The 26,364-nt window shown below is 47.0% G+C and carries 22 protein-coding genes; 8 read left to right on the top strand and 14 right to left on the bottom strand.

Annotated features, from left to right (window positions below; all coding sequences use genetic code 11):
* Positions 1-27: 27 nt before the first annotated feature.
* Both FTU69_RS08825 and FTU69_RS08830 read left to right on the top strand, forming a co-directional pair.
* The gene (locus FTU69_RS08825) at positions 28-732 is read left to right on the top strand and encodes a CoA transferase subunit A (RefSeq protein ID WP_005177058.1); all 705 of its coding nucleotides are present in this window, start codon (positions 28-30) and stop codon (positions 730-732) included.
* A gap of 3 nt (positions 733-735) precedes the next feature.
* Complete coding sequence (locus FTU69_RS08830) at positions 736-1,374, top strand: CoA transferase subunit B (RefSeq protein WP_005177056.1); 639 nt, start codon at positions 736-738, stop codon at positions 1,372-1,374.
* 122 nt (positions 1,375-1,496) lie between these two features.
* On the opposite strand, the gene FTU69_RS08835 is transcribed toward FTU69_RS08830, so the two are convergent.
* From FTU69_RS08835 to FTU69_RS08850, 4 genes are all read right to left on the bottom strand, one after another.
* Entirely contained in the window at positions 1,497-2,951 is a 1,455-nt protein-coding gene (locus tag FTU69_RS08835; protein ID WP_104471861.1) for an OmpA family protein, read from the bottom strand.
* Between the two features lie 149 nt (positions 2,952-3,100).
* Positions 3,101-4,336 carry a dihydroorotase gene (locus tag FTU69_RS08840; protein WP_075174772.1) on the bottom strand — a complete coding sequence of 412 codons (1,236 nt, stop codon included), beginning with the start codon at positions 4,334-4,336 and terminating at the stop codon, positions 3,101-3,103.
* A gap of 10 nt (positions 4,337-4,346) precedes the next feature.
* Complete coding sequence (locus FTU69_RS08845; protein WP_005177046.1) at positions 4,347-5,363, bottom strand: aspartate carbamoyltransferase catalytic subunit; 1,017 nt, start codon at positions 5,361-5,363, stop codon at positions 4,347-4,349.
* Between the two features lie 237 nt (positions 5,364-5,600).
* Entirely contained in the window at positions 5,601-5,942 is a 342-nt protein-coding gene (locus tag FTU69_RS08850; RefSeq protein ID WP_016658379.1) for a hypothetical protein, read from the bottom strand.
* 216 nt (positions 5,943-6,158) lie between these two features.
* Here FTU69_RS08850 and rlmKL point away from each other — a divergent pair, with 216 nt between their 5' ends.
* Positions 6,159-8,363: a bifunctional 23S rRNA (guanine(2069)-N(7))-methyltransferase RlmK/23S rRNA (guanine(2445)-N(2))-methyltransferase RlmL gene (gene rlmKL, locus FTU69_RS08855; RefSeq protein WP_180103756.1), complete on the top strand. Its 2,205-nt coding sequence runs from the start codon at positions 6,159-6,161 to the stop codon at positions 8,361-8,363.
* A 268-nt stretch (positions 8,364-8,631) separates the two neighbouring features.
* On the opposite strand, the gene clpB is transcribed toward rlmKL, so the two are convergent.
* The gene (clpB, locus tag FTU69_RS08860) at positions 8,632-11,211 is read right to left on the bottom strand and encodes an ATP-dependent chaperone ClpB (RefSeq protein ID WP_005177034.1); all 2,580 of its coding nucleotides are present in this window, start codon (positions 11,209-11,211) and stop codon (positions 8,632-8,634) included.
* 324 nt (positions 11,212-11,535) lie between these two features.
* Positions 11,536-11,958 carry an OsmC family protein gene (locus FTU69_RS08865; RefSeq protein WP_005177032.1) on the bottom strand — a complete coding sequence of 141 codons (423 nt, stop codon included), beginning with the start codon at positions 11,956-11,958 and terminating at the stop codon, positions 11,536-11,538.
* A 147-nt stretch (positions 11,959-12,105) separates the two neighbouring features.
* Here FTU69_RS08865 and crp point away from each other — a divergent pair, with 147 nt between their 5' ends.
* Positions 12,106-12,810 carry a cAMP-activated global transcriptional regulator CRP gene (gene crp, locus FTU69_RS08870; protein WP_005177031.1) on the top strand — a complete coding sequence of 235 codons (705 nt, stop codon included), beginning with the start codon at positions 12,106-12,108 and terminating at the stop codon, positions 12,808-12,810.
* A gap of 170 nt (positions 12,811-12,980) precedes the next feature.
* Positions 12,981-14,030, top strand: coding sequence for an NADP(H)-dependent aldo-keto reductase (locus tag FTU69_RS08875; RefSeq protein WP_180103757.1), 1,050 nt, complete (start codon positions 12,981-12,983; stop codon positions 14,028-14,030).
* 88 nt (positions 14,031-14,118) lie between these two features.
* Here FTU69_RS08875 and FTU69_RS08880 read toward each other — a convergent pair whose 3' ends face one another.
* From FTU69_RS08880 to FTU69_RS08910, 7 genes are all read right to left on the bottom strand, one after another.
* Complete coding sequence (locus FTU69_RS08880; RefSeq protein WP_005177027.1) at positions 14,119-14,901, bottom strand: M48 family metallopeptidase; 783 nt, start codon at positions 14,899-14,901, stop codon at positions 14,119-14,121.
* A gap of 162 nt (positions 14,902-15,063) precedes the next feature.
* Complete coding sequence (locus FTU69_RS08885) at positions 15,064-15,372, bottom strand: hypothetical protein (protein WP_180103758.1); 309 nt, start codon at positions 15,370-15,372, stop codon at positions 15,064-15,066.
* An 88-nt stretch (positions 15,373-15,460) separates the two neighbouring features.
* Positions 15,461-16,246 carry a M48 family metallopeptidase gene (locus FTU69_RS08890; protein ID WP_168381845.1) on the bottom strand — a complete coding sequence of 262 codons (786 nt, stop codon included), beginning with the start codon at positions 16,244-16,246 and terminating at the stop codon, positions 15,461-15,463.
* Between the two features lie 136 nt (positions 16,247-16,382).
* On the bottom strand, positions 16,383-17,702 hold the full coding sequence (locus FTU69_RS08895) for an adenylosuccinate synthase (RefSeq protein WP_005177019.1): 1,320 nt from the start codon (positions 17,700-17,702) through the stop codon (positions 16,383-16,385).
* A gap of 71 nt (positions 17,703-17,773) precedes the next feature.
* Positions 17,774-18,940: an ATP phosphoribosyltransferase regulatory subunit gene (locus FTU69_RS08900; RefSeq protein WP_180103759.1), complete on the bottom strand. Its 1,167-nt coding sequence runs from the start codon at positions 18,938-18,940 to the stop codon at positions 17,774-17,776.
* Between the two features lie 297 nt (positions 18,941-19,237).
* Positions 19,238-19,552 (bottom strand): hypothetical protein, encoded by a 315-nt coding sequence (locus FTU69_RS08905; RefSeq protein ID WP_005177014.1) that lies wholly within the window; start codon positions 19,550-19,552, stop codon positions 19,238-19,240.
* Positions 19,553-19,715: 163 nt separating this feature from the next.
* On the bottom strand, positions 19,716-20,750 hold the full coding sequence (locus FTU69_RS08910) for a type I glyceraldehyde-3-phosphate dehydrogenase (protein WP_075166664.1): 1,035 nt from the start codon (positions 20,748-20,750) through the stop codon (positions 19,716-19,718).
* Between the two features lie 405 nt (positions 20,751-21,155).
* On the opposite strand from FTU69_RS08910, the gene alaS reads away from it, so the two are divergent.
* The 3 genes from alaS (at position 21,156) to csrA (ending at position 25,689) form a co-directional block, all read left to right on the top strand.
* Positions 21,156-23,849 carry an alanine--tRNA ligase gene (gene alaS, locus FTU69_RS08915; RefSeq protein ID WP_180103760.1) on the top strand — a complete coding sequence of 898 codons (2,694 nt, stop codon included), beginning with the start codon at positions 21,156-21,158 and terminating at the stop codon, positions 23,847-23,849.
* A gap of 60 nt (positions 23,850-23,909) precedes the next feature.
* Complete coding sequence (locus tag FTU69_RS08920) at positions 23,910-25,190, top strand: aspartate kinase (protein ID WP_104471872.1); 1,281 nt, start codon at positions 23,910-23,912, stop codon at positions 25,188-25,190.
* A 244-nt stretch (positions 25,191-25,434) separates the two neighbouring features.
* Entirely contained in the window at positions 25,435-25,689 is a 255-nt protein-coding gene (gene csrA / locus FTU69_RS08925) for a carbon storage regulator CsrA (RefSeq protein ID WP_016658388.1), read from the top strand.
* A gap of 65 nt (positions 25,690-25,754) precedes the next feature.
* Here the strand turns inward: csrA and rnhB are convergent, their stop codons facing one another.
* Complete coding sequence (gene rnhB / locus FTU69_RS08930) at positions 25,755-26,333, bottom strand: ribonuclease HII (protein WP_127799279.1); 579 nt, start codon at positions 26,331-26,333, stop codon at positions 25,755-25,757.
* Positions 26,334-26,364: the final 31 nt, after the last annotated feature.

Genomic DNA, 26,364 nt, shown 5'->3' on the forward strand with positions numbered 1-26,364 from the left:
AAAAAAGGATAAAAATAGAGGTGACACATGGCAAATAAAGTCTATGACAGCGCACAAGCCGCCTTAAATGGCGTGGTTCAGGATGGTCAAACCCTGGCCGTGGGTGGTTTTGGCCTGTGCGGGATTCCTGAAGCATTAATTGCCGCGCTAAAAGACACCGGTGCCAAACAGCTGACATGTATTTCCAACAATGCCGGTGTCGATGGTTTTGGTCTGGGGCTGCTGCTTGAAACCAAACAGATTAAAAAAATGATTTCATCCTATGTCGGTGAAAACAAGGAATTTGAACGCCAGTTCCTGAGTGGTGAACTGGAAGTTGAACTGACTCCGCAAGGTACGCTGGCAGAAAAATTACGTGCCGGCGGTGCAGGTATTCCAGCCTTCTTTACCGCCACCGGTGTCGGTACCGTCATCGCGGAAGGCAAAGAAGTGCGCCAGTTTAAAGGTCAGGATTATATCTTAGAAGAATCTTTAACTGCCGATGTTGCCCTGGTCAAAGCCTATAAAGCCGACAAGGCCGGCAACCTGATTTTCCGTAAAACTGCACAAAACTTTAATCCGGTCTGTGCCATGGCGGGCAAAATCACCATTGCCGAAGTCGAAGAAATTGTAGAGATTGGCGCGCTCGATCCAGATGAAATTCATCTGCCGGGGATTTATGTCAACCGCATTGTGTTAAATGCACATCCTGAAAAACGTATTGAACAAATGACTTTAAAGGCGGAGGCTTAAACCATGGCTTGGACGCGTAATCAAATGGCGCAGCGCGCCGCACAAGAACTGGAAGATGGTTTCTATGTCAATTTAGGGATTGGTTTACCAACTTTGGTCGCTAACTATATTCCGGAAAATATCAACGTTTGGCTACAGTCAGAAAATGGCCTGCTCGGGATTGGGGAATTCCCAACTGAAGCCACGGTCGATGCCGACCTGATTAATGCCGGCAAACAGACGGTCACAGCTCGTCAAGGTGCGTCGTTTTTCTCTAGCGCAGACTCTTTTGCCATGATCCGTGGCGGTCATGTCAATATTGCCATTCTGGGGGCCATGGAAGTCTCTGAACAGGGCGATCTGGCCAACTGGATGATTCCGGGCAAAAAAGTCAAAGGTATGGGCGGTGCCATGGACCTGGTCGCAGGTGTGCAAAAAGTGGTGGTGTTGATGGAACACTGCGCCAAAGATGGGACACCTAAAATCGTTTCACAGTGTAGCCTGCCGCTGACCGGTAAAGCCGTGGTTCATCGCGTAATTACCGATTTGGGCGTTCTGGATATTACCCCAACCGGCGTGCAGCTGGTGGAACTGGCACCGGAGGTCAGTTTTGATGAAATCCAGAAAGTCACCGGGGTGCCTTTAATACGTAATGCAGCTTAATGGCTGGTTTTAAAAGCGGGCATCGGATGGTCGTGAATACATCCCCACCGCTACCTCCGCTTTTCAACTAAACCCAAAAGGACGACTTGACGTCGTCCTTTTCTATTTCCTTAACTCAATCCTTACTCTGCTTTTTTCTCGACAATACCTTGGTCATCGACCGCACGTACCACCCCGGTTTCTGTATTTAATACTTCAAACTCAATACGACGGTTCTGGAACTGCCCTTCTGGGGTTGCATTTGGTTCCATCGGCTGTTGCTGGCCATACCCCACGGCCTGTAACTGGGAAGGATCAACCCCGCGTTGTACCAGATAATCACGTACCGCTTCAGCACGGCGTAAGGACAACAGATTATTGGCTTCATTGCTGCCTACTGCATCGGTATGGCCTTTAATGGTCAAATGTACATGCGGCGCACGCTGGATTAAGGCCGCAGCCTGATCCAGAATCGGCTGATTGGCTTCCGGTACAGTCGAAGATGCCGACTCAAAATGAATCGCCTCCAGATTTAAGGCTGTGGCGACATCCAGCGCCTGAATATTATCCGGGTTAATCACGGCCAAGGCTTGTGCTGCGGTCGTGGTCGCTGGTGTGACGGTCTGTACATCGAGATCCTGCTGCACCGTAATGGTCATATTCTTGGCCAAAGGACGCAGCTGATTGGCCACACGCTGCGCATCTGCCGGATTGGTGGACTGAATCGCAATCTGCTCACCCATCCAGGTCATATTGGTATTCGGCACATCTTTCAGGATTTTCAGTGCCGTTGGAATCACATCCTGATCAATAAATTCACTATGATAATTACTGGCGCTATTCACCCCACAACCTGTCGGATGGTTAAAAATCCGTTTAACTTCTGTTTGCAGAATGTCGGTATAAGCCGGATTGTTCAGATACAACTGACAGGTGACCAGATCGCCATTGGAACCGGTATTGACCTGCAAATAGGCCGGTTCCGTCGCTGCTGCCTGGGTAACAGGCACCTCTTCTTCATTACGGTCAGAACAGGCTTTAAATAAAAAGGCCAGTAACAATGCCAGAATAATAAAAATCAGAATCGGTACCCACGGCGAGCGCTTCTGCTCTGGCACCTCTTCATATAACTCAGGCGCCTGATGAATAGTCTGCCCGGCAGTGGCATTGACGCCCAAACCGGCCAGCAGCGCAGCGGCCCATTCCGGCAAAGCAGCCTGAATGTCCGGCATATGCTGATCAAGCAAATGCACAATCGCCTCAGGATCGGTCGAGCCGGCCTCGCTTTCTAAAAAACCTAAGGTTGGTACGATGGCCCGGTTCAGGGTAGATTCAATTTCATCTGCCGGCGCCTGACCGCGGCTAAATTCCAGAAACTGCTGTTTCAGGTTCAGGTTGGTACCAAAAATTTCAGCCAGCCGCGGATTAAGCTGATTTCTCAGGCTGTCAATGAGGGATGGCCGGTGTCTTAACACCGATAAAAATACCGGATAAAAATCATTTAAGGCACGGTTTTTCTCAATGAGGTAATCCGTTTCCCCGTCTAGCACAATGGATGACACGCTATTTTTCAATAATTCTATCAATCTGGTTTGCATGATATGGCCTCATTTTTTTCATTGTTCTACTCGCATTTTTTAGTGTATCTGGTCATTTTTTAGACGTTGTAAATAATTGTATTTTTCTTTATGTACTTAAATTAAAACATAAAAAAAGCCAGCAAATGCTGGCTCTTGAACAGGCGAATTTAGGCCAGGAAAGTCTGAATTACCTTGCCTTTCACGGTTTGCTGAATCAGTGGCGTGTTCTTGCCTTGGGACAGAATGCTGTCTTTGTCCAGCGTCCACTCCAGTTCAGGATCAACCAGAATCCAGCCGGCTTCCTGCATCCAGCGATCTGCCATTTGCGCAACCGTCGCCGGTGCCAGTGTCACGGTATGCACCCATTCCAATGGACTGAACAGACCTTCCTCAACCAGTTGCACACCCAAGGGCACAAAGGTATCAAAAGCGGTAAAGCCCGGTAAGGTTTCAGCAAACGGTGCCATTTTGGCCGAACTGCTTAAGGGTTCATGATGGGTACAGATCGCATCAATTACGCCATCTTTTAAGCCCTGACGCAGCAATTCTTTGTCTTTTTCAGCACGTAGCGGTGGACGCACATGCGCCAGCGAGTTAAAGCCATCAATCACCTGATCGGTTAGATGCAGCTGATGCATCGCCACATCACAGGTTACTGGCAGGCCTTTTTCTTTGGCAATTTTAATCAGCTCGACCGAAGCGCCACAGGACAGCAAACCGAAATGCGCACGGACTTTGGTCGCTTCAATCATCAACAGGTATTTGGCAATGGCTACGGTTTCGGCCAGCGCCGGAATCATAGGCAAGCCCTGACGTGAAGCAATAAAACCTTCATGCACACAGCCATCTTTGGCAATTTGCGGTTCTTCGGCATAGAACACCACGGTCAGGTCCAGACCGGCTGCATATTCCAGCGTGCGAATCACGACATCATCATCAGCAAAGGATGCATTGGCATTGGAAACTGCAGTACAGCCGCCCTTTTTCAGACCGGCCATATTGGCAGGCTGTTTGCCTTGCAAGCCTTGGGTTTGTGCGCCAATCACCTGTAAATAAATACCACCATCCAGCATGGCTTTTTCGACCAGACCGTGAATCAAAGCACCATTGTCCTGCACAATCGGCTTGGAATCTGGTGGGGTAAACACGTGCAGAATACCGTTTTCACGTGCCGCCTTGCCTTCTGATTTTAAAGTACCATGCTGCTGCTGACCCGGTTCACGCATCCGCGCGCACAGATCAACCATGGTTGGCATCAGCCATTTGCCTTGTCCATCAATGGTTTCAGTCACATCTGCTGTTTCTGCAACCAGCTTGCCATTTTCCAGATATACCGTTTGCACGCGATCAGTCTTTTGCATTGGATCAAGAACGCGGACATTTTCAATTTTTACAATACGCATGACTGATTCCTTATACCGCAATCGCTTCAATTAAACCTTGTTCCTGCAACTGACCCTGCATCGCCAGTGCCAGCACAGCCATACGCACCGCAATACCATTGGTCACCTGATTTAAAATCACCGATTGCGGACCATCGGCAATGCTGGAATCAATTTCCACACCCCGGTTCATCGGTCCCGGGTGCATCACGATACAATCCGGTTTGGCCAGCGCCAGACGCTCTTTGTTCAGGCCATACATTTTGTAGAATTCTGCCGGTGAGGACAGCGCCGGTGAATCAATCCGTTCATTCTGGATACGCAAGGTAATAATCACATCACAATCACGGATGCCATCTTCCATTTTATTAAACAGGCGTACATCGGCCCCGTATTCCTCAAAACCAAATGGCAGCAAGGTATTCGGTGCAATCACGCGAATATCTTTACAACCTAAAGTTTGTAACGCCGCCACATCAGAACGTGCCACGCGCGAATGTTTAATATCGCCAATAATGGCAATGCTCATGTCAGCAAAGTCTTTTTTGGTTTCACGGCGAATGGTCAGCATATCCAGCATCGCTTGAGTCGGATGCGCATGACGGCCATCTCCGGCATTAATAATCGCGATATTTGGACAGACATCCTTGGCAATAAAATGCGCTGCACCTGAAGAGGAATGACGCACCACAAAAATATCGGCGGCCATGGCTTCTAAATTCCACAGCGTATCGCGCAGGGTTTCGCCTTTAGAGGTACTGGAACGGGCAATGTCAATGTTAAGCACGTTGGCCGAAAGACGTTTGGCTGCAGCTTCAAAGGTGGTGCGGGTACGGGTTGAATTCTCAAAAAACAGGTTCATAACTGTACGACCTTCCAGCAGGTTGTTGGTGATGAGCTGATTTTGGTCATTAAAAAAGGACTGCGCGGTGTCCAAAATTTTGGTGAGGGTTTGTTTGGAAAGCCCTTCGATGGTGATGAAATGTTTTAGATTTCCATCTTTATTGAGTTGAATCTGGCTCGGAGTATGCAATGCCGCCAAGTGCATGAGAGATTCCTTATACGTTAAGTCAACGTATTATACAGAGATTCCCCTAAGATGGCGCTGAAGATTTCAACATTTAAAGCCCTTTTCCTGCCAGTGAATCAAGTTTTCTTCAATCATTACCATAAATTCAACAGGATAATTCAACCGGTTTTGATCAATATTGCTTAGGCTATTTTTGCAGATAGATAAAAAAAAGCCCTCAGAATCGAGAGCTTGTTGATGCGGATGATGGCGGTTTTAACGCAAGGCGCCAATATAATGATGCGACACCTGTGCCCGGTAAATTTCCTCCTCGGTAATTTCTGGTTCAACCTGCTCGTCGATGACCTCATCTAACGGGTTCAGCAACGGTGCATTTAAATCCAGTAGCCTGGTCAGCCGTTCGGCATAACGGCTTAATTCAGCATCTCCCGTGGCTAAGGCCAGCTCAATCACATCTTTGGCATAGCCCGGATGATCGACCAGATACAAGGCATCAATTACCCTGCCGCTGACCCGGCGTAAACGTGTATACAATAAGGTGGCCACTGAAAAGGCTTCATTGTGGGCAATTAACTGATCACTGCTTTCGACTCGCATATTTTCCCCGTTCTCCAATTTTAAAATTAAGGTCATTTTTCGTTATCATTATTTATTGTGCAAAATATATACCAACCGTTGGGAGGCATAGAAAATGGATCAAATTTAAGTGGGTTTTAGTACAAATAAATCTTGTATATCTTCAGCACAACATCCGCCCAAAGCCGTGAAAATACGTTAAAATATTAGATTGCTTTGTTGCTTTTGGAAATTTACATGCATTCGAAACCGCGTCTTTCTACATACTGGGTCACCTGTGCAGATGGACTTGAAACCTTGCTTCAAGAGGAATTAGAAGGTTTAGGGGTTCAAAATATTGAACGTTTACCGGGTCGTTTAATTTTCAAAGGCAGCTTGGAACAGGCGTATCGCATTTGTATGTGGTCACGTTTGGCTTCCCGTGTCTTAATGCCAATTCACACTTATGAGCTGGAACACCATCACGACGCACGTGATGTAGCTGAAGAGCTTTATGAAGGTGCAATCAGCTTCGACTGGTCACTGATTTTTGCACCACAAAGCACCTTTGCCATTCGCCTGCATGTGGAACGCGAAATCAAGGTCAATACCCAGTTTGCCACCTTACGCGCCAAAGATGGTGTGGTCGATTCCTTTATGGAAGCGGTAGGCCGCCGTCCAAGTATCGACACCAAGCAACCGGAAATTACCCTCTATATTCTGGCCGGCAAAACCGAGCATACCTATTGCCTCGACTTGTCCGGTGATTCGCTGCATAAACGTGGCTACCGCCGCTTTATGACCGATGCGCCAATTAAAGAAAACCTGGCCGCGGCAATTTTGCAAAAAGCCAAACTCAAAGAAAAAAATCCGGACATTATTCTGGACCCGATGTGTGGTTCAGGCACCTTTATTATTGAATCCCTGCTGATTTTAACCGACCGTGCGCCAGGTCTGGTACGCCGTTTTGGCTTTAATGGCTGGAATGGCCATGACCATGAACTGTGGATGTCATTAAAGGCAGAAGCGGATGAGCGTCATCAACAGGCGCTGGAACAGCCACTGCCAAAATTCTATGCTTTTGATGCCGACTGGGAAGCAGTCAAAGCCACCAAGCAGAATATTATTGCTGCCGGTTTTGAACGTCAGCTCGATCATATCCAGATTGAAGAACGCACCTTGTCAGACTGGCCAGATTTTCAGGCCGAAGGCAAAACTGCCTTTGTGGTGACCAACCCGCCGTATGGTGAGCGTCTGGGTGATAAAGCCTCGAACCGTGCCTTATATTTAGGTCTGTCAGCCCTGCTACAAAAACATTTCCCGAACCAGTCTGCTGCTGTCATTGCAGCTCAGGTGGAACAGGCCGATGTGCTGGCATTTAATGAGCCGCAAACCTTGCGTTTAATGAATGGTAAGCTGCCAATTTACATTCGCTTTGGTACGGTCAAACCATCAGCCGTGGTAAAACCGTTCCTGGCCGACTGGCAGCCACAGCAGTTTGAACCAATTGAAGATGCCGAAGACTTTACTAACCGTCTGCAAAAGAACATGCAGGCTTTAAAGAAATGGGCGGTTAAAGAAAACGTTTACTGCCTGCGCTTGTATGATGCCGATTTACCAGACTTTAATGTCGCGGTCGATTTATATGGTGATCGTCTGCATGTGCAGGAATATGCACCACCGAAAAAAATTGATCCGGAAAAAGCCAAAAAACGTTTTAACCTGGCGCTACAAGCGATTCGTGCCGTGACCGGTTTAGGCCGTGATGCTGTGTTTATTAAAACCCGTGCCCGTCAGGAAGGTAAAAACCAGTACACCAAACAAAGTACCGCATCGAAACGCTTTATTGTGCAGGAAGGTCAGGCCAAGATTCTGGTTAACCTCACCGACTATCTGGATACCGGCCTATTCCTGGACCATCGCCAGATTCGTTTACGCATTGCCAAAGAAGCTAAAGGCAAGCATTTCCTCAATCTGTACAGCTATACATCAACGGCGAGTTTGCATGCCGCTTTAGGCGGCGCGGCCAGTACCACCAGTGTGGACTTGTCCAACACCTATTTAAACTGGTCCAAAGAAAACTTTGTCTTAAACGGCTTAACCGTCGACCATACCGATGAACAACACCAGTTCTTTGCCAGCGACTGTTTTGAGTGGCTAAAAGAAGGTCATGAGCAATATGACCTGATCTTTATTGATCCGCCCACCTTCTCTAACTCGAAAAAATTCTACGGCACCTTTGATGTACAACGTGACCATGTTTCGCTAATTAAACGCGCCATGAACCGTTTAACCACAGAAGGCACCCTGTACTTCTCGAACAACTATCGCGGTTTTGAAATGGATGAAACCTTGCCAGCGCTGTTTGATATTCAGGAAATCAGCCATGAAACCATTGGTCCAGATTTCAAGCGTAACCAGAAGATTCACCGCGCCTGGAAAATCCAGCATCCACAAATCTAAAATGTGATTGGCAAGGACGGTGAATGGCAAAGGATGATTTGATCCTTTTCTATTCGCAATTCATTCGATCAGCAATAAAAAAGCCTGCTACCCCATAGCAGGCTTCTTTTACATCGGAAACTTTACGCTGTCACTCATCATCCAGCGTGGACTTACTTTGCAGAGTGAATCGCTACATCTGCCCGGCTTTTTGCTGCAGATACCTCCATAAAAAAACCCGGCCGAAGCCAGGTCTTTGATTAAACAGTTTAGATAAACCGTGTGCGGATTAGTTCAGTTTCAGCTTCTGGAAATCCAGTTGGCCTGCATCTGCCGTAATCACAATGGTATCTCCCGGCTGGAAGTCACCGGCCAGAATTTTCTGCGCCAGATTATTTTCTACCTGTTGCTGGATGGCACGTTTTAATGGACGCGCACCGTAAACTGGGTCAAAACCGGCTTCAATCAGCTGGTCAAAGGCAGAATCATCTACCGTTAACTTGATATCGCGGTCGGCCAGACGGGCACGTAAACGGTCCAGCTGGATATCGGCAATACCACGAATCTGCGCTTTTTCCAGGGCATGGAATACTACCAGCTCATCAATACGGTTGATAAACTCCGGACGGAAATGCTCAGACACGGCCGCCATCACCACATTGCGTACATCATCACGGCTTGGATTATCGCCCAGTTCACGCACATCGCTTGAACCCAGGTTCGAGGTCATTACAATCACGGTGTTTTTAAAGTCCACCACACGGCCCTGCGAGTCGGTCAAGCGACCATCATCCAGCACCTGCAGCAAGATGTTAAATACATCCGGATGGGCTTTCTCCACCTCATCAAACAGCACCACGCTATATGGTTTACGGCGTACGGCTTCGGTTAATACCCCGCCTTCTTCATAGCCGACATAGCCCGGAGGCGCACCGACCAGACGACTGACTGAATGTTTTTCCATAAATTCGGACATATCAATCCGGATCATGGCGTCATCGCTGTCAAACAGGAAATTGGCCAAGGCTTTGGTTAACTCGGTCTTACCGACACCGGTTGGACCCAGGAACAGGAAAGAACCACTTGGACGGTTCGGATCCGACAACCCGGCACGTGAACGGCGCACCGCATTGGATACCGCAATCACCGCTTCATCCTGCCCTACCACACGCTGATGCAGGAAGCTTTCCATTTGCAGCAGTTTTTCACGCTCGCCTTGCAGCATTTTCGCAACCGGAATACCGGTGGCTGCGCTGACCACTTCCGCAATTTCGTTATCGGTGACTTTATTGCGCAATAACTTCGGTTCTTCTTTCTCTTCCACCAGCTCATCTTGGGCCAGCTGTTTTTCCAGTTCCGGAATCACGCCATATTGCAGACGCGACATCTCGCCCAGATCATTTTCACGCTGTGCTTTTTGCAAGGCAATACGCGCCTGATCCAGCTGCGCCTGAATCTGCTTAGTGCCTTCGACCAGAGTTTTTTCAGACTTCCACACTTCTTCCAGATCGTTATAGTCTTTTTGGACGTCTTCGATCTGTTTTTCCAGATGACTGACTTCTGCACGGCTGCCGGCATCTTCATCTTTTTTCACAGCTTCAAGTTGCAGCTTTAACTGAATCAGACGGCGTTCCAGCTTATCCAGCGCTTCCGGTTTAGAGTCCAGCTCCATCTTGATGCGCGATGCTGCTTCATCAATCAGGTCAATGGCTTTATCGGGCAACTGACGGTCAGTGATATAACGATGTGACATTTTCGCTGCAGCAATAATCGCCGAGTCGAGAATTTTCACCCCGTGGTGGACTTCATAACGCTCTTTCAGACCACGTAAAATGGCAATGGTGTCTTCGACACTTGGCTCATCGACCAGCACTTTCTGGAAACGGCGCTCAAGGGCGGCATCTTTTTCAATGTACTGACGATATTCATCGAGCGTGGTTGCCCCCACGCAGCGTAATTCACCGCGTGCCAGCGCCGGTTTCAGCATGTTGCCGGCATCCATCGCGCCATCACCTTTACCTGCGCCAACCAGGGTATGCAACTCATCAATAAACAGGATGATTTCGCCTTCATGCTTGGCCAGATCTTTCAGGACCGCTTTTAAACGCTCCTCAAACTCGCCGCGATATTTGGCACCGGCCAGCAATGAACCCAGGTCCAGCGATAACACGCGTTTGCCTTTTAAGCTTTCTGGCACTTCACCATTCACAATACGCTGTGCCAGACCTTCTACAATTGCGGTTTTACCGACCCCAGGCTCACCAATCAGTACCGGGTTATTTTTGGTCCGACGTGACAAGACCTGTACGGTACGGCGGATTTCATCATCACGACCAATCACCGGATCGAGCTTGCCAGCCAGCGCACGTTCGGTTAAATCTACAGTGTATTTATTGAGTGAATCACGTTGATCTTCATGATTATTACTCATCACTTTTTCATCACCTCGAATTTTTAAAATCACCTGACGCAGACTGTCTGCGCTGACACCGATACTGTTCAATAAGCTTTTAGTGGCCCCAACTTCGCTCAGGCCCAGTAATACCCAGTCGGTAGACAGGAATTCATCGCCCGCTTTCTGGGCATAGCTATCGGCCAAGTTTAAGGCTTTAACCGCTTCCGGACTTAAATTAATGTCGCCAGTCGGATTGGCTAGCGTTGGCGCATCATTCAGTGCCTGCTGCAACTTGCTCTGCAAATCACGCAACTGGGCACCGGCCTGCTGTAACAAGCTGACATTGGATGCTTCTTCTAACAGAGTGGCCAAGACATGAATGCCGTCAATGGCGGTATGGTCTTTGCCCATCGCCAGCGATTGCGCATCGGAGAGAGCTTGCTGTAAGCGATTTGTAAATTTTTCAAAACGCATTCTTGTTATTCCTCACAACAATTTTTTTACTTGAAACATATATGGGAGTACTTTTGGCAATTTCAAATGATTTTTCATATATTTTTCAAATTGTTATTTTAATGCAACAGATATAACTCAATTATAATATTGGTCTGTGACCGGCCAATTTCAAGTCAGCATCAGGATTATTTTTATACAGTAATGCAGCTGCGACCTATGTAACAGGAAACACATATTTTGAGAGCTCTGCCCATTGCGGCCAATTTTTTGCGAGATCTAAAACCATGGAAAAATAAAAAAGCCGGTAATTAACCGACTTTTTACATGACTTTATAGTCATGATTATTCTGCTTCGATAATCTCGAAATCGTGGCTAATTTCAACACCACCATCTGACAGCATTTTGCTGGCTGAACAGTATTTTTCTGCGGATAATTCAACTGCCTTGGCGACCTGCTTTTCCTTGACTGCCTTGCCTGTCACCACAAAATGCAGATGAATTTTGGTGAACACCGCCGGAATCGAATCGGCACGTTCTGCTTTCAGCTGACAAACCACACCAGTCACATCCTGACGTGATTTCTTTAAAATGGTCACAATATCAAACGATGCACAACCACCAAGTCCCATTAAAATGAGCTCCATGGGACGTGGTCCACGGTTTTCTCCACCATACTCGGCAGAACCATCCATCACCACGCTATGGCCACTTTCCGATTTTGCTTCAAAAGCAACATTCTCTAGCCAATGAACACTCGTTTGCATTGCAAGTCCTTCAAAAAAACTATAAATTTACAAGGTGCCTGTACACTAACATAATTTGAGTTGATAAGGAATTTCATCTCTACTGTGTGACAAGTTCATACTAGGTCTTGTGCGATCTATTATTTATCCATTTTCGGAACCTTTAGCATGACTTCAAACTTTTCACAATTAAGCACCGATGCCCTGTCTCCTGGTCAATTACCAGATTCAGTCAAGGCATTATTAAAACGTGCATATATCAACCGTTATCCGAAACGGACCACAATTGTTGATGCGGGGTCTGAATCAAAATCACTTTATTTGATTCTGAAAGGATCTGTTTCCATCATTCTGCGTGAAGATGATGATCGCGAAATTGTTGTGGCGTATTTGAATCCGGGTGACTTCTTTGGGGAAATGGGTCTATTCGAAGCAAATCCACAACGTACTGCAGAAGTACGCACACGTGACGTTTGTGAAATTGCCGAAGTGACTTATGAAAACTTCCACGAGCTCAGCAAGCAATATCCAGATTTAAGCTATGCGGTATTTGCCCAACTGGTGCGCCGTTTAAAAAATACCACGCGTAAAGTGACCGATCTGGCCTTCATTGATGTTTCAGGCCGTATTGCGCGTTGTCTGATTGACCTGTCTGCGCAGCCTGAAGCCATGATTTTGCCAAATGGCCGTCAAATCCGCATTACCCGTCAGGAAATTGGCCGCATTGTTGGCTGTTCACGTGAAATGGTCGGCCGTGTTCTGAAAACCCTGGAAGAACAAGGCATGATCGAAACTGATGGTAAAGCCATTCTGATTTTTGATGCCTCTTTAGAGCAAAATGATGCAGCAGATGAACAGTTTGATGATGAATAAGTCTTAAACTGCAGCATGCTTAAGGCAAATCTTCGGATTTGCCTTTTTTATGCCTGTTCGCTATGTGAAAAATATTTACAAACTAACCTAAAATATTGATTTAACAGTCTGCCTGCGATGGTTTAGCCTAGTCCCTATTCGCTTGATGATATTTTGAATAAGGACATCTTATGCAGTTCAATCCCCTTGCTGATACCGGTATTTTATTGCCTGAAATCTGTCTGGGCACCATGACCTTTGGTGAACAAAACACCCAGGATGAAGCCTTTGCCCAGCTGGATTATGCGCTGGAACGTGGCCTGTATTTCTGGGATACCGCCGAAATGTATCCGGTGCCACCGAAACCAGAAACTCAAGGTGCCACCGAAGTCATGATTGGCAACTGGCTCAAGACGCGCGGTGGACGGGACAAGCTGTTTTTGGCCTCAAAAATTGCCGGACCGGCTCAAGGCGGCAGCCATATTCGTGATGGTCAAACCCGTTACAACGCTACCGATATTCGCACTGCCCTGGATGGCAACCTGAAACGCCTGCAAACCGACTATATTGACTTATACCAACTGCACTGGCCACAGCGCCCGACCAACTTCTTTGGCAAACTGGGTTATGGCAATACCGAAGCCCATGCACAGCAGCATGTCACCGACCTTGAAGAAACCCTGACCGCATTGCAGCAGGAAATCCAGAACGGCCGGATTCGCTATATTGGCCTCTCCAATGAAACCCCATGGGGCACCATGAAGTTTTTGCATCTGGCGGAAAAACTCGGTTTAAGCAAATTTGTCAGCGTACAAAACCCGTATAACCTGCTGAATCGCACCTATGAAATTGGCATGTCGGAAATTGCCAAATATGAAGGCGTCGGCTTACTGGCTTATTCTCCTCTGGCCTTTGGTTACTTAACCGGGAAATTCCGGCATGGCGCCCGTCCGGCCAATGCGCGTGTCACCCTGTATTCACGCTTTAGCCGCTACAGCAATCCAGAAAGTGAATGGGCCACAGAGCAATATGCGCAACTGGCCGAGCAACATGGCCTCAGCTTAACCCAATTGGCTTTGGCGTTTATTAAGCAACAGTTCTTTGTCACCAGTACCATTATTGGCGCGACTTCACTGGAGCAGCTAAAAGAAAATATCGATGCCTTTGACGTCAATCTGTCCGATGACATTTTACAAGGTATTGAAGCGATTCAACGTCAGCAGCCTAACCCAGCGCCTTGATGGCTTTCAATCAAATTCCATCAACCTCATGCATAAAAAAATGCCTCATCATATGAGGCATTTTTAAATCCATTTTAAACCCAGAGGCTTAACGACGGTTCTGGTTATAAATGGCCTGAGCAGCTGGCAAGTTCTCACGCATCGCTGCAATACGCTGGCTGTTCGATGGGTGAGTCGACAGGAACGATGCCCCACCACCACCTTCTAAGCGGTTCATTTTTTCCCACAGAGTAATTGCTGCTTGCGGGTTATAGCCGCCACGCGCCATCAGCATTAAACCACCTTCATCGGCACGACTTTCCAGATTACGTGAATATGGCAAGCCCACACCTACCTGTGCGCCCAATTGTGCTGCTGCAGCACCTAACTGGCCAACGTTACTGCCTGCTGCGCTTAAACCGATATTTAAAGCCAAATTGGTCAGTGCCTGCGCGCCAATCTTACTCTTGGCATGTTCTTCTAGAGCATGCACCATTTCATGGCCCATAATCGCAGCAATTTCGGCATCGGTCAGGTTCAGTTTGTTGACGATACCGGTATAGAACACCACTTTACCACCCGGCGCGACAAAGGCATTAATCTGGTCAGATTTTAATACTGCCAACTGCCAGCTAAATGGCTGACCGGTCTGGTTCATCTGATTGGCAACCGGTGTTAAACGCTGGAACACCGTGTTAATACGTTTATAGGTACTTGAACTGGTGTCCAGCTGCCCCTTGTTACGCGCATCTTGCACCATCTGGCTATAACTTTGCGCCGCGGTTGCATTTAGGGTTGCGGTATCTGCACCGGCCATATCGGCCACGGTGGTACAGCCTGAAAAAGTGATTGCACTTGCGGCACAAAAACTCAATACCAATTTTTTGTTCATTATAATAATCTCCGCCATTCGGCTATACACATACTCATGAATTATATGAAATCATTTCAATGCTTTAAATCTGAAATGGCTTCATAATCATATCATTTATGTAAACAATGGCAGTGCTGTGTAAACTGTAGATACATCAGCAGCAACAAGCGGAATACGGCCTTAATAGACAAACTGATAGAAAATCCAGAACACCAGACAGAAAATATTCAGGCCCAGATACATCTGCGAAACCACTTCCATTTTCTCTTCCAGCGCCGGATTTGTACGTTTATAGAATAAATAGGCGTTTTGGATCAGCACTAGCGGCACCAGAATACAGGCAAAAATCACACTCAGGCCAATAAAGGCCTGATACATAATATTCGGATCATGCTTTTGTAACAGAATCAGCAACATCGCAATGGTCGGTGCACCGCCCATGGCAAATAATAACGAATAGAAAATGGTGCTTGAAATATTTTTATGCATCCTGCCTGACCCAATGTTTTTGCTGTGTTTTATTCTAGCAAGCACCATCTGAATAGACAGTGCTGATGTGTGCAACTTTAGTCTTGAATTACTTCGCAGCGCGGTAATACTGCATTGCTTCCGGCATCATCTGCTGTAATGCGGCAATACGGTCATTATTACTTGGATGGGTCGACATAAACTTGGCCATGGCGCTATTTCCACGCGCATCGTTGGCATTCATTTTCTGCCAGAGCGTAATGGCTGCATTCGGATCATAACCGGCTTTGGCCATTAACAGTAAACCGCCTTTGTCGGCGCGGCTTTCCAGATTACGCGAATAAGGCAACCCTACCCCAAACTGACTGCCTAAATCCAGAAGTAAACCACCATAACCACCCACCGACTGGCCCACATATTGCGAGCCAATACTAACCGCCAGATTGGTCAGGGTCTGGGCACCAATTTTACTTTTGGCATGTTCTTCCAGTGCATGTACCATTTCATGGCCCATGATCGCCGCGACTTCATTGTCAGTCAGTTTCAGGTTTTCAACAATGCCGGTATAGAACACTACTTTGCCACCCGGAGCCACATAGGCATTAATTTCAGGTGACTTAATCACCGCCACCTGCCACTCAAAAGCCTGCCCGGTCTGGTTCATCTGGTCGGCATAGGGCTTCATCTTTAAAAACACGCGATTGACTTTCTTATAGGTGGCAGAACGGGTATCTAGCACCTTTTTCTGCTCGGCTTCCTGCAACATTTGCTGATAGCTCTGGCTGGCGTTTAAGTTTAAGGTCGCTGAATCGGCCCCAGCCAATTCTGCCACAGTGGCACAGCCTGTCAAATGCGTTGCCAGTATAATTCCAATGGCTAAGTTCTTATATTTCATAACGTTCTCTAATTATTCGAAAGTGCTTAGCACTATAAACAAAATCAGGGAATTCTCAAGATGGCGCAGTATTTTTCTCGGCCAAAAATAAAAAACCCTGTGCAAGCACAGGGTTTTCTCATCTCAGCTTAAACGATTAAGCTTCAAACGGATGACGCAGAATAATGGTTTCTGCACGGTCTGGACCGGTTGAAATGATATCGATTGGACATTCAATTAACTGCTCAAGACGCTTGATGTAGTTGATTGCATTTTCAGGCAATTGTTCAACACTGGTCGCACCCACAGTTGACTCAGACCAGCCTGGCATGGTTTCGTAAATTGGCTTCAAGTTTTCATAAGCCAGCGCGTCAGAAGAACCGACACAACCTGAATCGGTGTTTTCATAGCCAACACAGATTTTAATTTCTTCTAAACCATCCAATACGTCTAACTTGGTCAGGCAGATTCCAGACAGTGAGTTGACATCGACTGAACGGCGCAGGATTTCTGCATCGAACCACCCACAACGACGTTGACGGCCAGTAGATGCACCAAACTCGTGACCCACTGTACCCAGGTGTTTACCAATTGCATCACCCACGTCATTTGCCGCGTCGTAAACCAGTTCAGTTGGGAATGGACCAGCACCCACACGCGTGGTGTAGGCTTTGGTAATACCCAGCACATAGTCAAGATGCAATGGACCCAAACCTGAACCTGAGCTTACGCCGCCCGCGGTGGTGTTTGAAGAAGTCACGTACGGATAAGTACCGTGGTCAACGTCCAATAATGAACCTTGCGCACCTTCAAACATAATGTTGTCACCGTTTTTACGGTAATTATGAATTTCAGTGGTTACATCCACCACTAATGGTGCAATCACTTCACGCCATTGGTCACACAGTGCAATCACGTCGTCCAGTTTAACTTCTTCAACACCGTAGTATTGAGTTAACTGGAAGTTGTGGTAATCCAGCAATTCAGCCAGCTGCGCACGTAATGCGTCACCGCCACGTACCAGGTCAGCCACACGTACTGCACGGCGCGCCACTTTATCTTCGTAGGCAGGGCCAATACCACGACCGGTAGTACCAATTTTGGCATTGCCACGTTTTTTCTCACGTGCCTGATCCAGCGCAATGTGGTTCGGAAGAATTAATGGACAGTTTGGAGAAATACGTAAACGTTCTTTAACTGGCACGCCTTCCTGTTCAAGAATGGTCATTTCCTTGATCAGCGCTTCAGGTGAAAGCACCACACCGTTACCAATTAAGCACAGTACGTTTTCACGTAAAATACCAGATGGAATGAGGTGTAATACAGTTTTCTTACCACCAACCACGAGAGTATGACCTGCGTTGTGTCCGCCTTGATAACGTACTACCGCAGCCGCTTGATCTGTGAGCAGGTCGACGATTTTACCTTTACCTTCGTCGCCCCATTGGGTACCAAGTACCACAACATTCTTGCCCATAATAGCCTCATTACATCATGCTGTTAAAATTGAAAACCAGGCGCATGTGACATGAACACATGCGCTGGCGATTAAATTTTTTCGACCGTCCACTCACCGTTACGATTCACCAGCTGGTGAGTTGCATACGGTACAGAGCTTAAATCATCCTGACCCAATAACTGAATTACACTTAAGCCTTGGGTACGGGTGGCCTGAATTGCAGCCAATAAATCTGCCTGATTGCCCTTTGGTGCAACCACCACCGATTTGGCTTCGAAACGACCGGCGCTGAGCGCATATAAGTCGCAAGAGAAACCGGTTGCCGGACGGGCACGACCAAAATGCTGGCCAATACCATCATAACGGCCGCCTTGAGCCAGTGGTGCTGCACGGTTTGGTGCATAAACGGCATACATTAAACCGGTATGGTAGTGATACGAACGCAGTTCTACCACATCAATCCCGATATGCAGATTTGGCCAGCGTGCCTGAATTTCTGCCTGGGTGGTTTTTACCGCATCAAAGGCATGTTTGAATTCCACATTGGCCAGCACATCGGTGCTTAAATGAGCTTCCAGTGCATCCAGATCACTGGCAAAACGGCCCAGCGCATAGAAATCTGAACCAAAGGCTAAATCCTGGGTAAAGTCCGCCAGTTCTGGCAAGGCTTTACGCTGATATAAATCAGACAACTGACGCTCAGTGGCTTTGTTCAGATCAGCTTTTTGTACCAGACTGCGGAACAGACCCACATGACCTAAATCCAGATGGATACCATCGGCCAGACCGGCTTCCTGAATCAGGCTGATCATCAGGTCAACCATTTCCACATCGGCATCAATACTGTCGGAACCGAACAGTTCGGCACCCAGTTGTAAAGGTGCACGGGTGGTATTAAAGCCCTGTGGCTTGGTATGCAAAACCGTACCAGCGTAGCAATAACGCGCCACACCATCTACCGGATGCACATGCGCATCAATACGCGCCACCTGTGGTGTCATATCGGCACGCACGCCAAGCAGACGGCCAGACAGCTGGTCAATCACCTTGAACGTGGCCAGGTCTAAATCTTGATTCGATTCTGAAAGAGAAGAGAGAGATTCGATATATTCAATAAATGGCGTGTACACCAACTGATAACCTCGAGATGCGAGGAAATCCAGTGAATTACGGCGCAATGTTTCGATGACTTGCGCTTGTTCTGGTAATACATCAGCTACACCATCAGGTAATAACCATGTCTCTGAAATGGGCATGTTGTAAACCTAAATTCTTGTCTGCGCGGAACAAATCCGCATAAAAAAATCGGGAGCACACCCGATTTCTCCTAGTTTAGCACGATCAAATGGGCTGTGCATCGCAAATTTGATAATTTTCTCTGTCTGATCAATTCCATTGCAATCCTGCCCGACTGGAGCTGTCGTTTCGAGAGTAAAAGCTGTTTTTACTGAAGAAGATAAAGGAGCTGGACACATCCCAAACTCATCATCTTTTTTTCAGGGCAGATGAAAATCATCTTCCCTCTGCCCTGCGTCCATCTGCTTAAAAAAGACTTATTTGACTTTATTCGGATCCAGCACTTGAGTAATTAAATTGACCAGCTCAACATTCTGGGTTTCCAGCTGGTGAATACGCTGCGCCGACTTATCTAGCGCTTCCTGCTGCACGTGCATTTTCTTGGCCAGATCCTGCATGATCTCTAAAGTCTTTTTCAAATTCTCTTCAAGACTGATGACTTTGTTTTCGAGCTGATGATTATCGCTTTGGCGATTCAAATGATCATGCTGGTTTTTAAACTGCAGCCAAATCAGAAAAATCACCGCCACGGCCAACAGTAAAATAAATCCCCAAAGTAGAATAAACATCATGTGTAGTGCTCGACTTATTTGTTTTGTTTTATCTTAACGAAAAATATAGCAAAAAGGCGAAAAATCGCCTCCAACCTGTCAATACTCGGCTGTGAGCGTGTTTCACCCGGTTAGACCACCATCGTACAGTCCAAGCTTAGGCAAAGATTTGGACAGATAGAAATTAATGCGCCTGATGGGCAAAAGATTCACATAAATCCAGTAAACGGTTGGCATAGCCCCATTCATTGTCATACCAGGCAAAGACTTTGGCCTGATGCCCGACCACCATGGTCTGGGTAAGATCGACAATTAAAGAATACGGCGAATGGTTAAAGTCACTCGATACCAGTGGCTCATCGGTGACCTGCATAATTTCGGCATAATCCTGCTGCGCGGCTTTCACCAGCACTTCATTCAATTTATGCACGGTAATGGGTGACTGGGAAATAAAGCTGACATCAATGGCGGCGACATTAATGGTGGGCACCCGAATCGAATAGCCATCAATACGGTTTTCCATTTTGGGCATCACCTGTTTTAAGGCGCCTAAAGCACTTGAGGTGGTTGGAATAATATTCTGACCGGATGCACGTGCACGGCGTAAATCACGGTGCGCATGATCCAGCACCGACTGATCAGCCGTGACAGCATGAATTTCAGTCATCAGCGCGGTTTCAATACCAAAAGCATCATCCACAATTTTAACCAACGGCACCAAGGCCTGAGTGGTACAGGAAACACTGGAAATAATCTGGTCTGAGGCTTTGACCTCATGATGATTGACCCCGTAAACAATGGCGGCATCAACCGTGTCAAACGGTGCTGCGCCAATAATCACCCGTTTGGCACCGGCATGAATATGCTGGGTTGCGGCTTCACGCGAACGGAACAGGCCGGTACATTCCAGCACCACATCAATATTTAACTGCTGCCATGGCAACTGTGCCGGCTGTGGCTGGCTCAGCACCTGAACTTTCAGCTTGGCCTCACCCGATTGTATGCACAGATAAATCTGTTCCTGTTCCAGCTGGATTTCTACCTGCCCCGGAAAACGGCCATGGGTTGAATCGTATTTAAACAGATGTAGTAGCGTGGCAACATCGGCAACGTCATTAATCGCGACAATATCAAAATGAAATTCTTTAGGATTTTCAAACCAGGCACGCAGTACATTTCGCCCAATTCGCCCAAAGCCATTAATCGCCACTCGTTGCATCCGTATTCCTTCAAACTGCACATCAATCTTGTCTGTGCTTATGTTAAAGGATTTCCGCCAGACACGGCGAATAATTCCTGCCAAACTCAGCAATTAATTTAAACCTGTCCAATATTTAAGCAGTTAGCAGCACTATTTTCTGCTTGATAAAAAGAAGCAGGATGCACGGTAACTGGCTAAACCGCAGCAATGACAACAGCTTGTGATTTCACAGCAGATTAGATGACTTTGAGGTTTGGGTTTTCGCCGCAGATTTGTCATCAAAACACTTTAAAATCATTGGTGAGTGTGGCTTTTTCCGTTATAATTTGGCGTTTTTAAATTTTAAGCCCGTATAACAGCAGAGAAAATCTTGTCAGACTGTTATGCTTTTAGCCAAATCGAGAATTATGGAGTGACTTGGTTGTGAGTACTCGTTTTATGACATCAGCTGAAATTCGTGAAGCATTTTTGCGTTACTTTGAATCGCAAGGGCATACACGTGTCGCGTCGAGTTCTCTGGTTCCCGCCAACGACCCAACGTTGCTGTTCACCAATGCTGGTATGAACCAGTTTAAAGATTGTTTCTTAGGTCTGGAAAAGCGCGATTATGTCCGTGCCGTATCTTCACAAAAATGTGTACGTGCCGGTGGTAAACACAACGACCTAGACAACGTCGGCTATACCGCGCGTCACCACACCTTCTTTGAAATGTTAGGTAACTTCTCTTTTGGTGATTACTTCAAGCGTGATGCGATCAAGTTTGCTTGGGAATTCCTGACCGGTGATGAATGGTTAGCCCTGCCAAAAGACAAACTGTATGCCACGGTTTACCACACCGATGACGAAGCATTCGACATCTGGAACAAGGAAATCGGTTTAGCGCCAGAACGTATTATCCGTATTGGCGACAACAAAGGCGAGAAATACGCATCTGATAACTTCTGGGCTATGGGTGATACCGGTCCATGTGGCCCATGTTCTGAAATTTTCTTTGACCATGGCGATCATATCTGGGGTGGCCTACCAGGCACACCTGAAGAAGATGGCGACCGTTTCATTGAAATCTGGAACAACGTTTTCATGCAGTTCAACCGCACAGCGGATGGCGTACTGCACCCACTTCCAGCACCTTCGGTCGATACCGGTATGGGCTTGGAGCGTATTTCTGCCGTATTACAGCACGTCAACTCCAACTACGAAATTGACCTGTTCCAGCATCTTTTAAAAGCGGCAGCTGAAATTATTGGTCTAGATACCTCTGCACTAGAAGCTGAAGCCAAAGAAAAAGGCACACCGGTACAATATCCAGCTTCACTTAAAGTGGTGGCTGACCATGCCCGTTCTTGCTGCTTCCTGATTGCAGATGGTGTCAATCCGTCTAACGAAGGACGTGGTTATGTACTGCGCCGTATTATCCGCCGTGCTGTACGTCACGGTAACAAACTCGGTGCAACCGGTTCATTCTTCCACAAAATGCTGCAACCGCTGATTGAAGTAATGGGTGCGGCGTATCCCGAACTGGAAGCTCAAAAAGCACGTATTGAAGCGCAATTACTGAAAGAAGAAGAACAGTTTGCCAAAACACTTGAGCAAGGTCTAAAACTGCTTGAAGGTGAACTGGCGAACTTAAAAGGTTCTGTGATTCCAGGCGAAGTGGTATTTAAACTGTATGACACTTACGGTTTCCCGACCGACCTAACCGCAGATATTGCCCGTGAACGCGACCTAACCATTGATGAAGCTGGCTTTGAAGTTGAAATGGCAGCACAGCGTCAACGTGCACGTGATGCCGGTAAATTTGCCATCGACTATAACAGCGTAGTCAAAGTGGATGGTGAAACCCAGTTTGATGGTTACGATGCCACTGCAGGTCAAGGTCAAATCATTGCCATCTATAAAGATGGCGAACAGGTTGACGAAGTCGCTGAAGGTGATGAAGCACTGATCGTCCTGAACCAGACGCCATTCTATGCAGAAAGCGGTGGTCAGATCGGTGATACCGGTATTTTCAAAAACGACACCGGTATTTTTGAAGTGCAAGACACCAAAAAATCGGGCGGCGCTTTTGTACACCAGGGTATTGTAACCATGGGTAGCCTGAAAGCAGCACAAAACGTGGAAGCAATTGTCAAAGCGGACATTCGTGCTGCGACTGCGCGTAACCACTCTGCCACTCACCTGCTGCACGCTGCGCTGCGTCAAATTCTGGGCTCACACGTACAGCAAAAAGGTTCACTGGTTGCATCAGACGTATTACGTTTCGACTTTGCCAACGATCAGCCGGTTTCATTTGAACAGCTGCAAGAAATTGAACGTCTGGTGAATGCTGAAGTGATTGCCAACACACCAGTAACAACTGAGTTACTCGATATCGAATCGGCCAAAGCCAAAGGCGCGATGATGCTGTTCGGTGAAAAATACGGTGATGAAGTTCGCGTACTGTCTATGGGTTCAGTAATTGAAGAGAAAAACTTCTCGATTGAACTGTGTGGCGGTATTCACGTGAAACGCACCGGTGACATCGGTCTGTTCAAAATAACCTCTGAAGGTGGTGTGGCTGCAGGCGTGCGTCGTATTGAAGCGGTGACAGGCACCAAAGCGATTGAAGCTGCGCAAAAAGCTGATCGTGACATCAACACCATTAATGCGCTGTTAAAAGCACAGAAAGAGCAAACCATTGAGAAAGTTGAAGCAATTGTTGAAACAGCATCTAGCCTGCAAAAACAGATTGAACAGCTGAATCAGAAACTGGCCAGTCTGCAAGCGAGTGAACTTTTAAGCCAAGTTCAGACCATTGCTGGCCGTGCAACACTTATTACCACTGTTCAGGGTATGGATGCCAAAGCACTGCGCAACCTGCATGACGGTGTGAAATCAAAATTAGACAACGCAGTGATTGTACTTGCCGGTGTAGAGGGTGACAAAGTGAGCCTGATTGCATCCGTTGCAAAAGACTTCACTGCGTCTATTAAAGCAGGTGACATCATCAAACACTTGGCCTCTGAGCTTGGTGGTAAAGGTGGTGGTAAACCTGACTTAGCACAAGGTGGCGCGCCACTAAACGAGAAGTTTGCAACCGTGATGGCAGAGTTAACTGCCTGGCTGGAAGCAAAATAACTTCACTTTTGTGTAACTGACCCTGGCGGCAATCAGGGTCATGGCTTATATGGAACAACTATGGCATTAATCGTTCAAAAATATGGCGGTACTTCTATGGGTACGCCCGAGCGCATTTTAAATGTTGCTCGTCGCGTAAAGCGCTGGCATGACCATGGCCACAAGGTGGTCGTTGTTGTATCAGCAATGAGTGGCGAAACCAATCGCCTGCTCGCTCTCGCGAAAGCCATTACCGACACCCCTGACCCACGTGAACTTGACCAGATGGTATCTACGGGTGAGCAGGTAACGATTTCCATGTTAGCTATGGCGCTCAATTCTATTGGCGTAGAAGCTAAATCTCTAACCGGTCGCCAAGTCGGAATTAAAACTGACAGCGCGTTCACCAAAGCCCGTATTGAAGCGATTGACACCGATGTCATGACCGGTCATTTAAATGCCGGTCGTGTGATTGTGGTTGCAGGCTTCCAGGGTGTAGACGAGCAAGGCAATACCACAACTTTAGGCCGCGGTGGTTCAGATACAACCGGTGTTGCGTTAGCCGCAGCATTAAAAGCAGATGAATGCCAGATCTACACCGATGTTGATGGTGTATACACCACTGACCCGCGTGTTGCGCCAAAAGCAAAAAAAGTGGATCGTATTTCCTTTGAAGAAATGCTGGAAATGGCATCTTTAGGCTCAAAAGTCCTGCAAATCCGTTCTGTAGAATTTGCTGGTAAATATCAGGTGCCTTTACGCGTACTATCTAGCTTCGATAACGACAACGATGGTGCATTTGACGAAGAGTTTAAAAACAACGTCGGAACTCTTATTACTACTGAATTGGAAGACAACATGGAACAGCCAATTATCTCAGGTATCGCGTTTAACCGTGACGAAGCTAAACTGACTATTCTCGGTGTGCCAGATGAGCCAGGTATTGCCTCTAAAATCTTGGCCCCAATTGGCGCTGCCAACATTGAAGTGGATATGATTATCCAGAACGTTGAAGAAGATGGCACCACTGATTTCACCTTTACCGTAAACCGTGGTGAACTGGCCAAAGCCAAAGCAATTCTTGAAGCGACTGCACAGGAAATTGGTGCGCGCGAAGTTGCAACCCGTGACGACATCGTGAAAGTGTCAATTGTTGGCGTGGGTATGCGTTCACATGCTGGCGTAGCGAGCAAAATGTTCACCGCGCTTGCAGACGAAGGCATCAACATTCTGATGATCTCGACCTCTGAAATCAAAATTTCAGTGATTATTGAAGAAAACTATTTAGAGCTTGCAGTTCGTTCACTGCACACGGCGTTCGGTTTAGACCGCGAGTCAGGTGAATCAAGCGCGCGTGCTTAATCTGTAGTCAGCAATTATTGGAATTGTCAGACAATATAGCGAAAAACTACAAAAAATCAGAGCCACTATAGTATTTTTTATAGTGGCTCTGTTATATTGAAATAATGAGAATTAGAAATCTTAACAGAATTGTATCCGACAAGGTTTTGTCAGGGAGAGTTCTGATAAAATTTCGCTTGAAATATTTTGTGCTTTTCAAAACTTTCAAATCAATGCAGGTTTAGCATTTTGCAAGGAGATAAACATGCTGATTCTGACCCGACGTGTCGGAGAAACATTAATGATTGGGGATCAAGTCAGTGTTACTGTACTTGGTGTCAAAGGCAACCAGGTGCGTATTGGTGTGAATGCGCCAAAAGAAGTGTCTGTTCATCGTGAAGAAATTTATCAACGTATTCAACATGAACGTGCCATGCATGAGCATTTGCAACATCTCGATCAGGATTATCAGCCTTCTTATGAAGATGATAATTACCCACAAAATAACTTTAACCGTTAAGACTTAAAGTTATCTTGTTATAAAGCGGCTCTACGGCCGCTTTAAGTTTTTTTAGCGCTTCAAAATTATTGCTGTTCCAGCAAAGCCAGCGCTTTACGTACTGGTCCGAAACTACGGCGATGCTCTGTAGTCACGCCATGCAAAGCTATTGCTTCAAAATGCGCTTTGGTCGGATAGCCCTTATGTTTGGCAAAACCAAACTGTGGAAACTTCTGGTCCAGTTCCAGCATCTGCCGGTCACGGGTGACTTTGGCCAGAATACTGGCTGCGGAAATTTCGGCGTGCAAGGCATCCCCACCCACCACCGCTTCACATGGCATGATTAGTCCTTGTGGAATTTTATTGCCATCGACCAGGACCTGATCGGGCTGGACCTGCAAGGCTTCAACCGCACGGCGCATAGCCAGCAATGAGGCCTGTAAAATATTCAGCTCGTCAATTTCAGCCGGACTGGCTTCAGCAATGGCCCAAGCAAGGGCTTTTTCCTGAATCTCAATGAATAACTTTTCACGTTTCTTTTCACTCAGTTTCTTGGAATCATTCAAGCCCGCAATCGGATTATTCGGATCCAGAATGACCGCCGCAGCCACCACAGTTCCCACCAGAGGCCCGCGCCCTGCTTCATCTACACCAGCAATTTTCATCGACATTATTACCTTCAATAAAATAGGCTGA

This window comes from Acinetobacter sp. YH12134, from assembly GCF_013418555.1.
GTDB lineage: Bacteria > Pseudomonadota > Gammaproteobacteria > Pseudomonadales > Moraxellaceae > Acinetobacter > Acinetobacter indicus.

Coding starts and splice junctions, on each gene's coding strand:
- crp (WP_005177031.1), top strand. CDS start 12,106: ATGACTTCAAACTTTTCACAATTAAGCACCGATGCCCTGTCTCCTGGT.
- FTU69_RS08830 (WP_005177056.1), top strand. CDS start 736: ATGGCTTGGACGCGTAATCAAATGGCGCAGCGCGCCGCACAAGAACTG.
- FTU69_RS08875 (WP_180103757.1), top strand. CDS start 12,981: ATGCAGTTCAATCCCCTTGCTGATACCGGTATTTTATTGCCTGAAATC.
- FTU69_RS08910 (WP_075166664.1), bottom strand. CDS start 20,750: ATGCAACGAGTGGCGATTAATGGCTTTGGGCGAATTGGGCGAAATGTA.
- rlmKL (WP_180103756.1), top strand. CDS start 6,159: ATGCATTCGAAACCGCGTCTTTCTACATACTGGGTCACCTGTGCAGAT.
- FTU69_RS08895 (WP_005177019.1), bottom strand. CDS start 17,702: ATGGGCAAGAATGTTGTGGTACTTGGTACCCAATGGGGCGACGAAGGT.
- rnhB (WP_127799279.1), bottom strand. CDS start 26,333: ATGAAAATTGCTGGTGTAGATGAAGCAGGGCGCGGGCCTCTGGTGGGA.
- FTU69_RS08890 (WP_168381845.1), bottom strand. CDS start 16,246: ATGAAATATAAGAACTTAGCCATTGGAATTATACTGGCAACGCATTTG.
- FTU69_RS08900 (WP_180103759.1), bottom strand. CDS start 18,940: ATGCCCATTTCAGAGACATGGTTATTACCTGATGGTGTAGCTGATGTA.
- FTU69_RS08835 (WP_104471861.1), bottom strand. CDS start 2,951: ATGCAAACCAGATTGATAGAATTATTGAAAAATAGCGTGTCATCCATT.
- FTU69_RS08880 (WP_005177027.1), bottom strand. CDS start 14,901: ATGAACAAAAAATTGGTATTGAGTTTTTGTGCCGCAAGTGCAATCACT.
- FTU69_RS08840 (WP_075174772.1), bottom strand. CDS start 4,336: ATGCGTATTGTAAAAATTGAAAATGTCCGCGTTCTTGATCCAATGCAA.
- FTU69_RS08865 (WP_005177032.1), bottom strand. CDS start 11,958: ATGCAAACGAGTGTTCATTGGCTAGAGAATGTTGCTTTTGAAGCAAAA.
- csrA (WP_016658388.1), top strand. CDS start 25,435: ATGCTGATTCTGACCCGACGTGTCGGAGAAACATTAATGATTGGGGAT.
- clpB (WP_005177034.1), bottom strand. CDS start 11,211: ATGCGTTTTGAAAAATTTACAAATCGCTTACAGCAAGCTCTCTCCGAT.
- FTU69_RS08845 (WP_005177046.1), bottom strand. CDS start 5,363: ATGCACTTGGCGGCATTGCATACTCCGAGCCAGATTCAACTCAATAAA.
- FTU69_RS08825 (WP_005177058.1), top strand. CDS start 28: ATGGCAAATAAAGTCTATGACAGCGCACAAGCCGCCTTAAATGGCGTG.
- FTU69_RS08905 (WP_005177014.1), bottom strand. CDS start 19,552: ATGATGTTTATTCTACTTTGGGGATTTATTTTACTGTTGGCCGTGGCG.
- FTU69_RS08850 (WP_016658379.1), bottom strand. CDS start 5,942: ATGCGAGTCGAAAGCAGTGATCAGTTAATTGCCCACAATGAAGCCTTT.
- FTU69_RS08885 (WP_180103758.1), bottom strand. CDS start 15,372: ATGCATAAAAATATTTCAAGCACCATTTTCTATTCGTTATTATTTGCC.
- FTU69_RS08920 (WP_104471872.1), top strand. CDS start 23,910: ATGGCATTAATCGTTCAAAAATATGGCGGTACTTCTATGGGTACGCCC.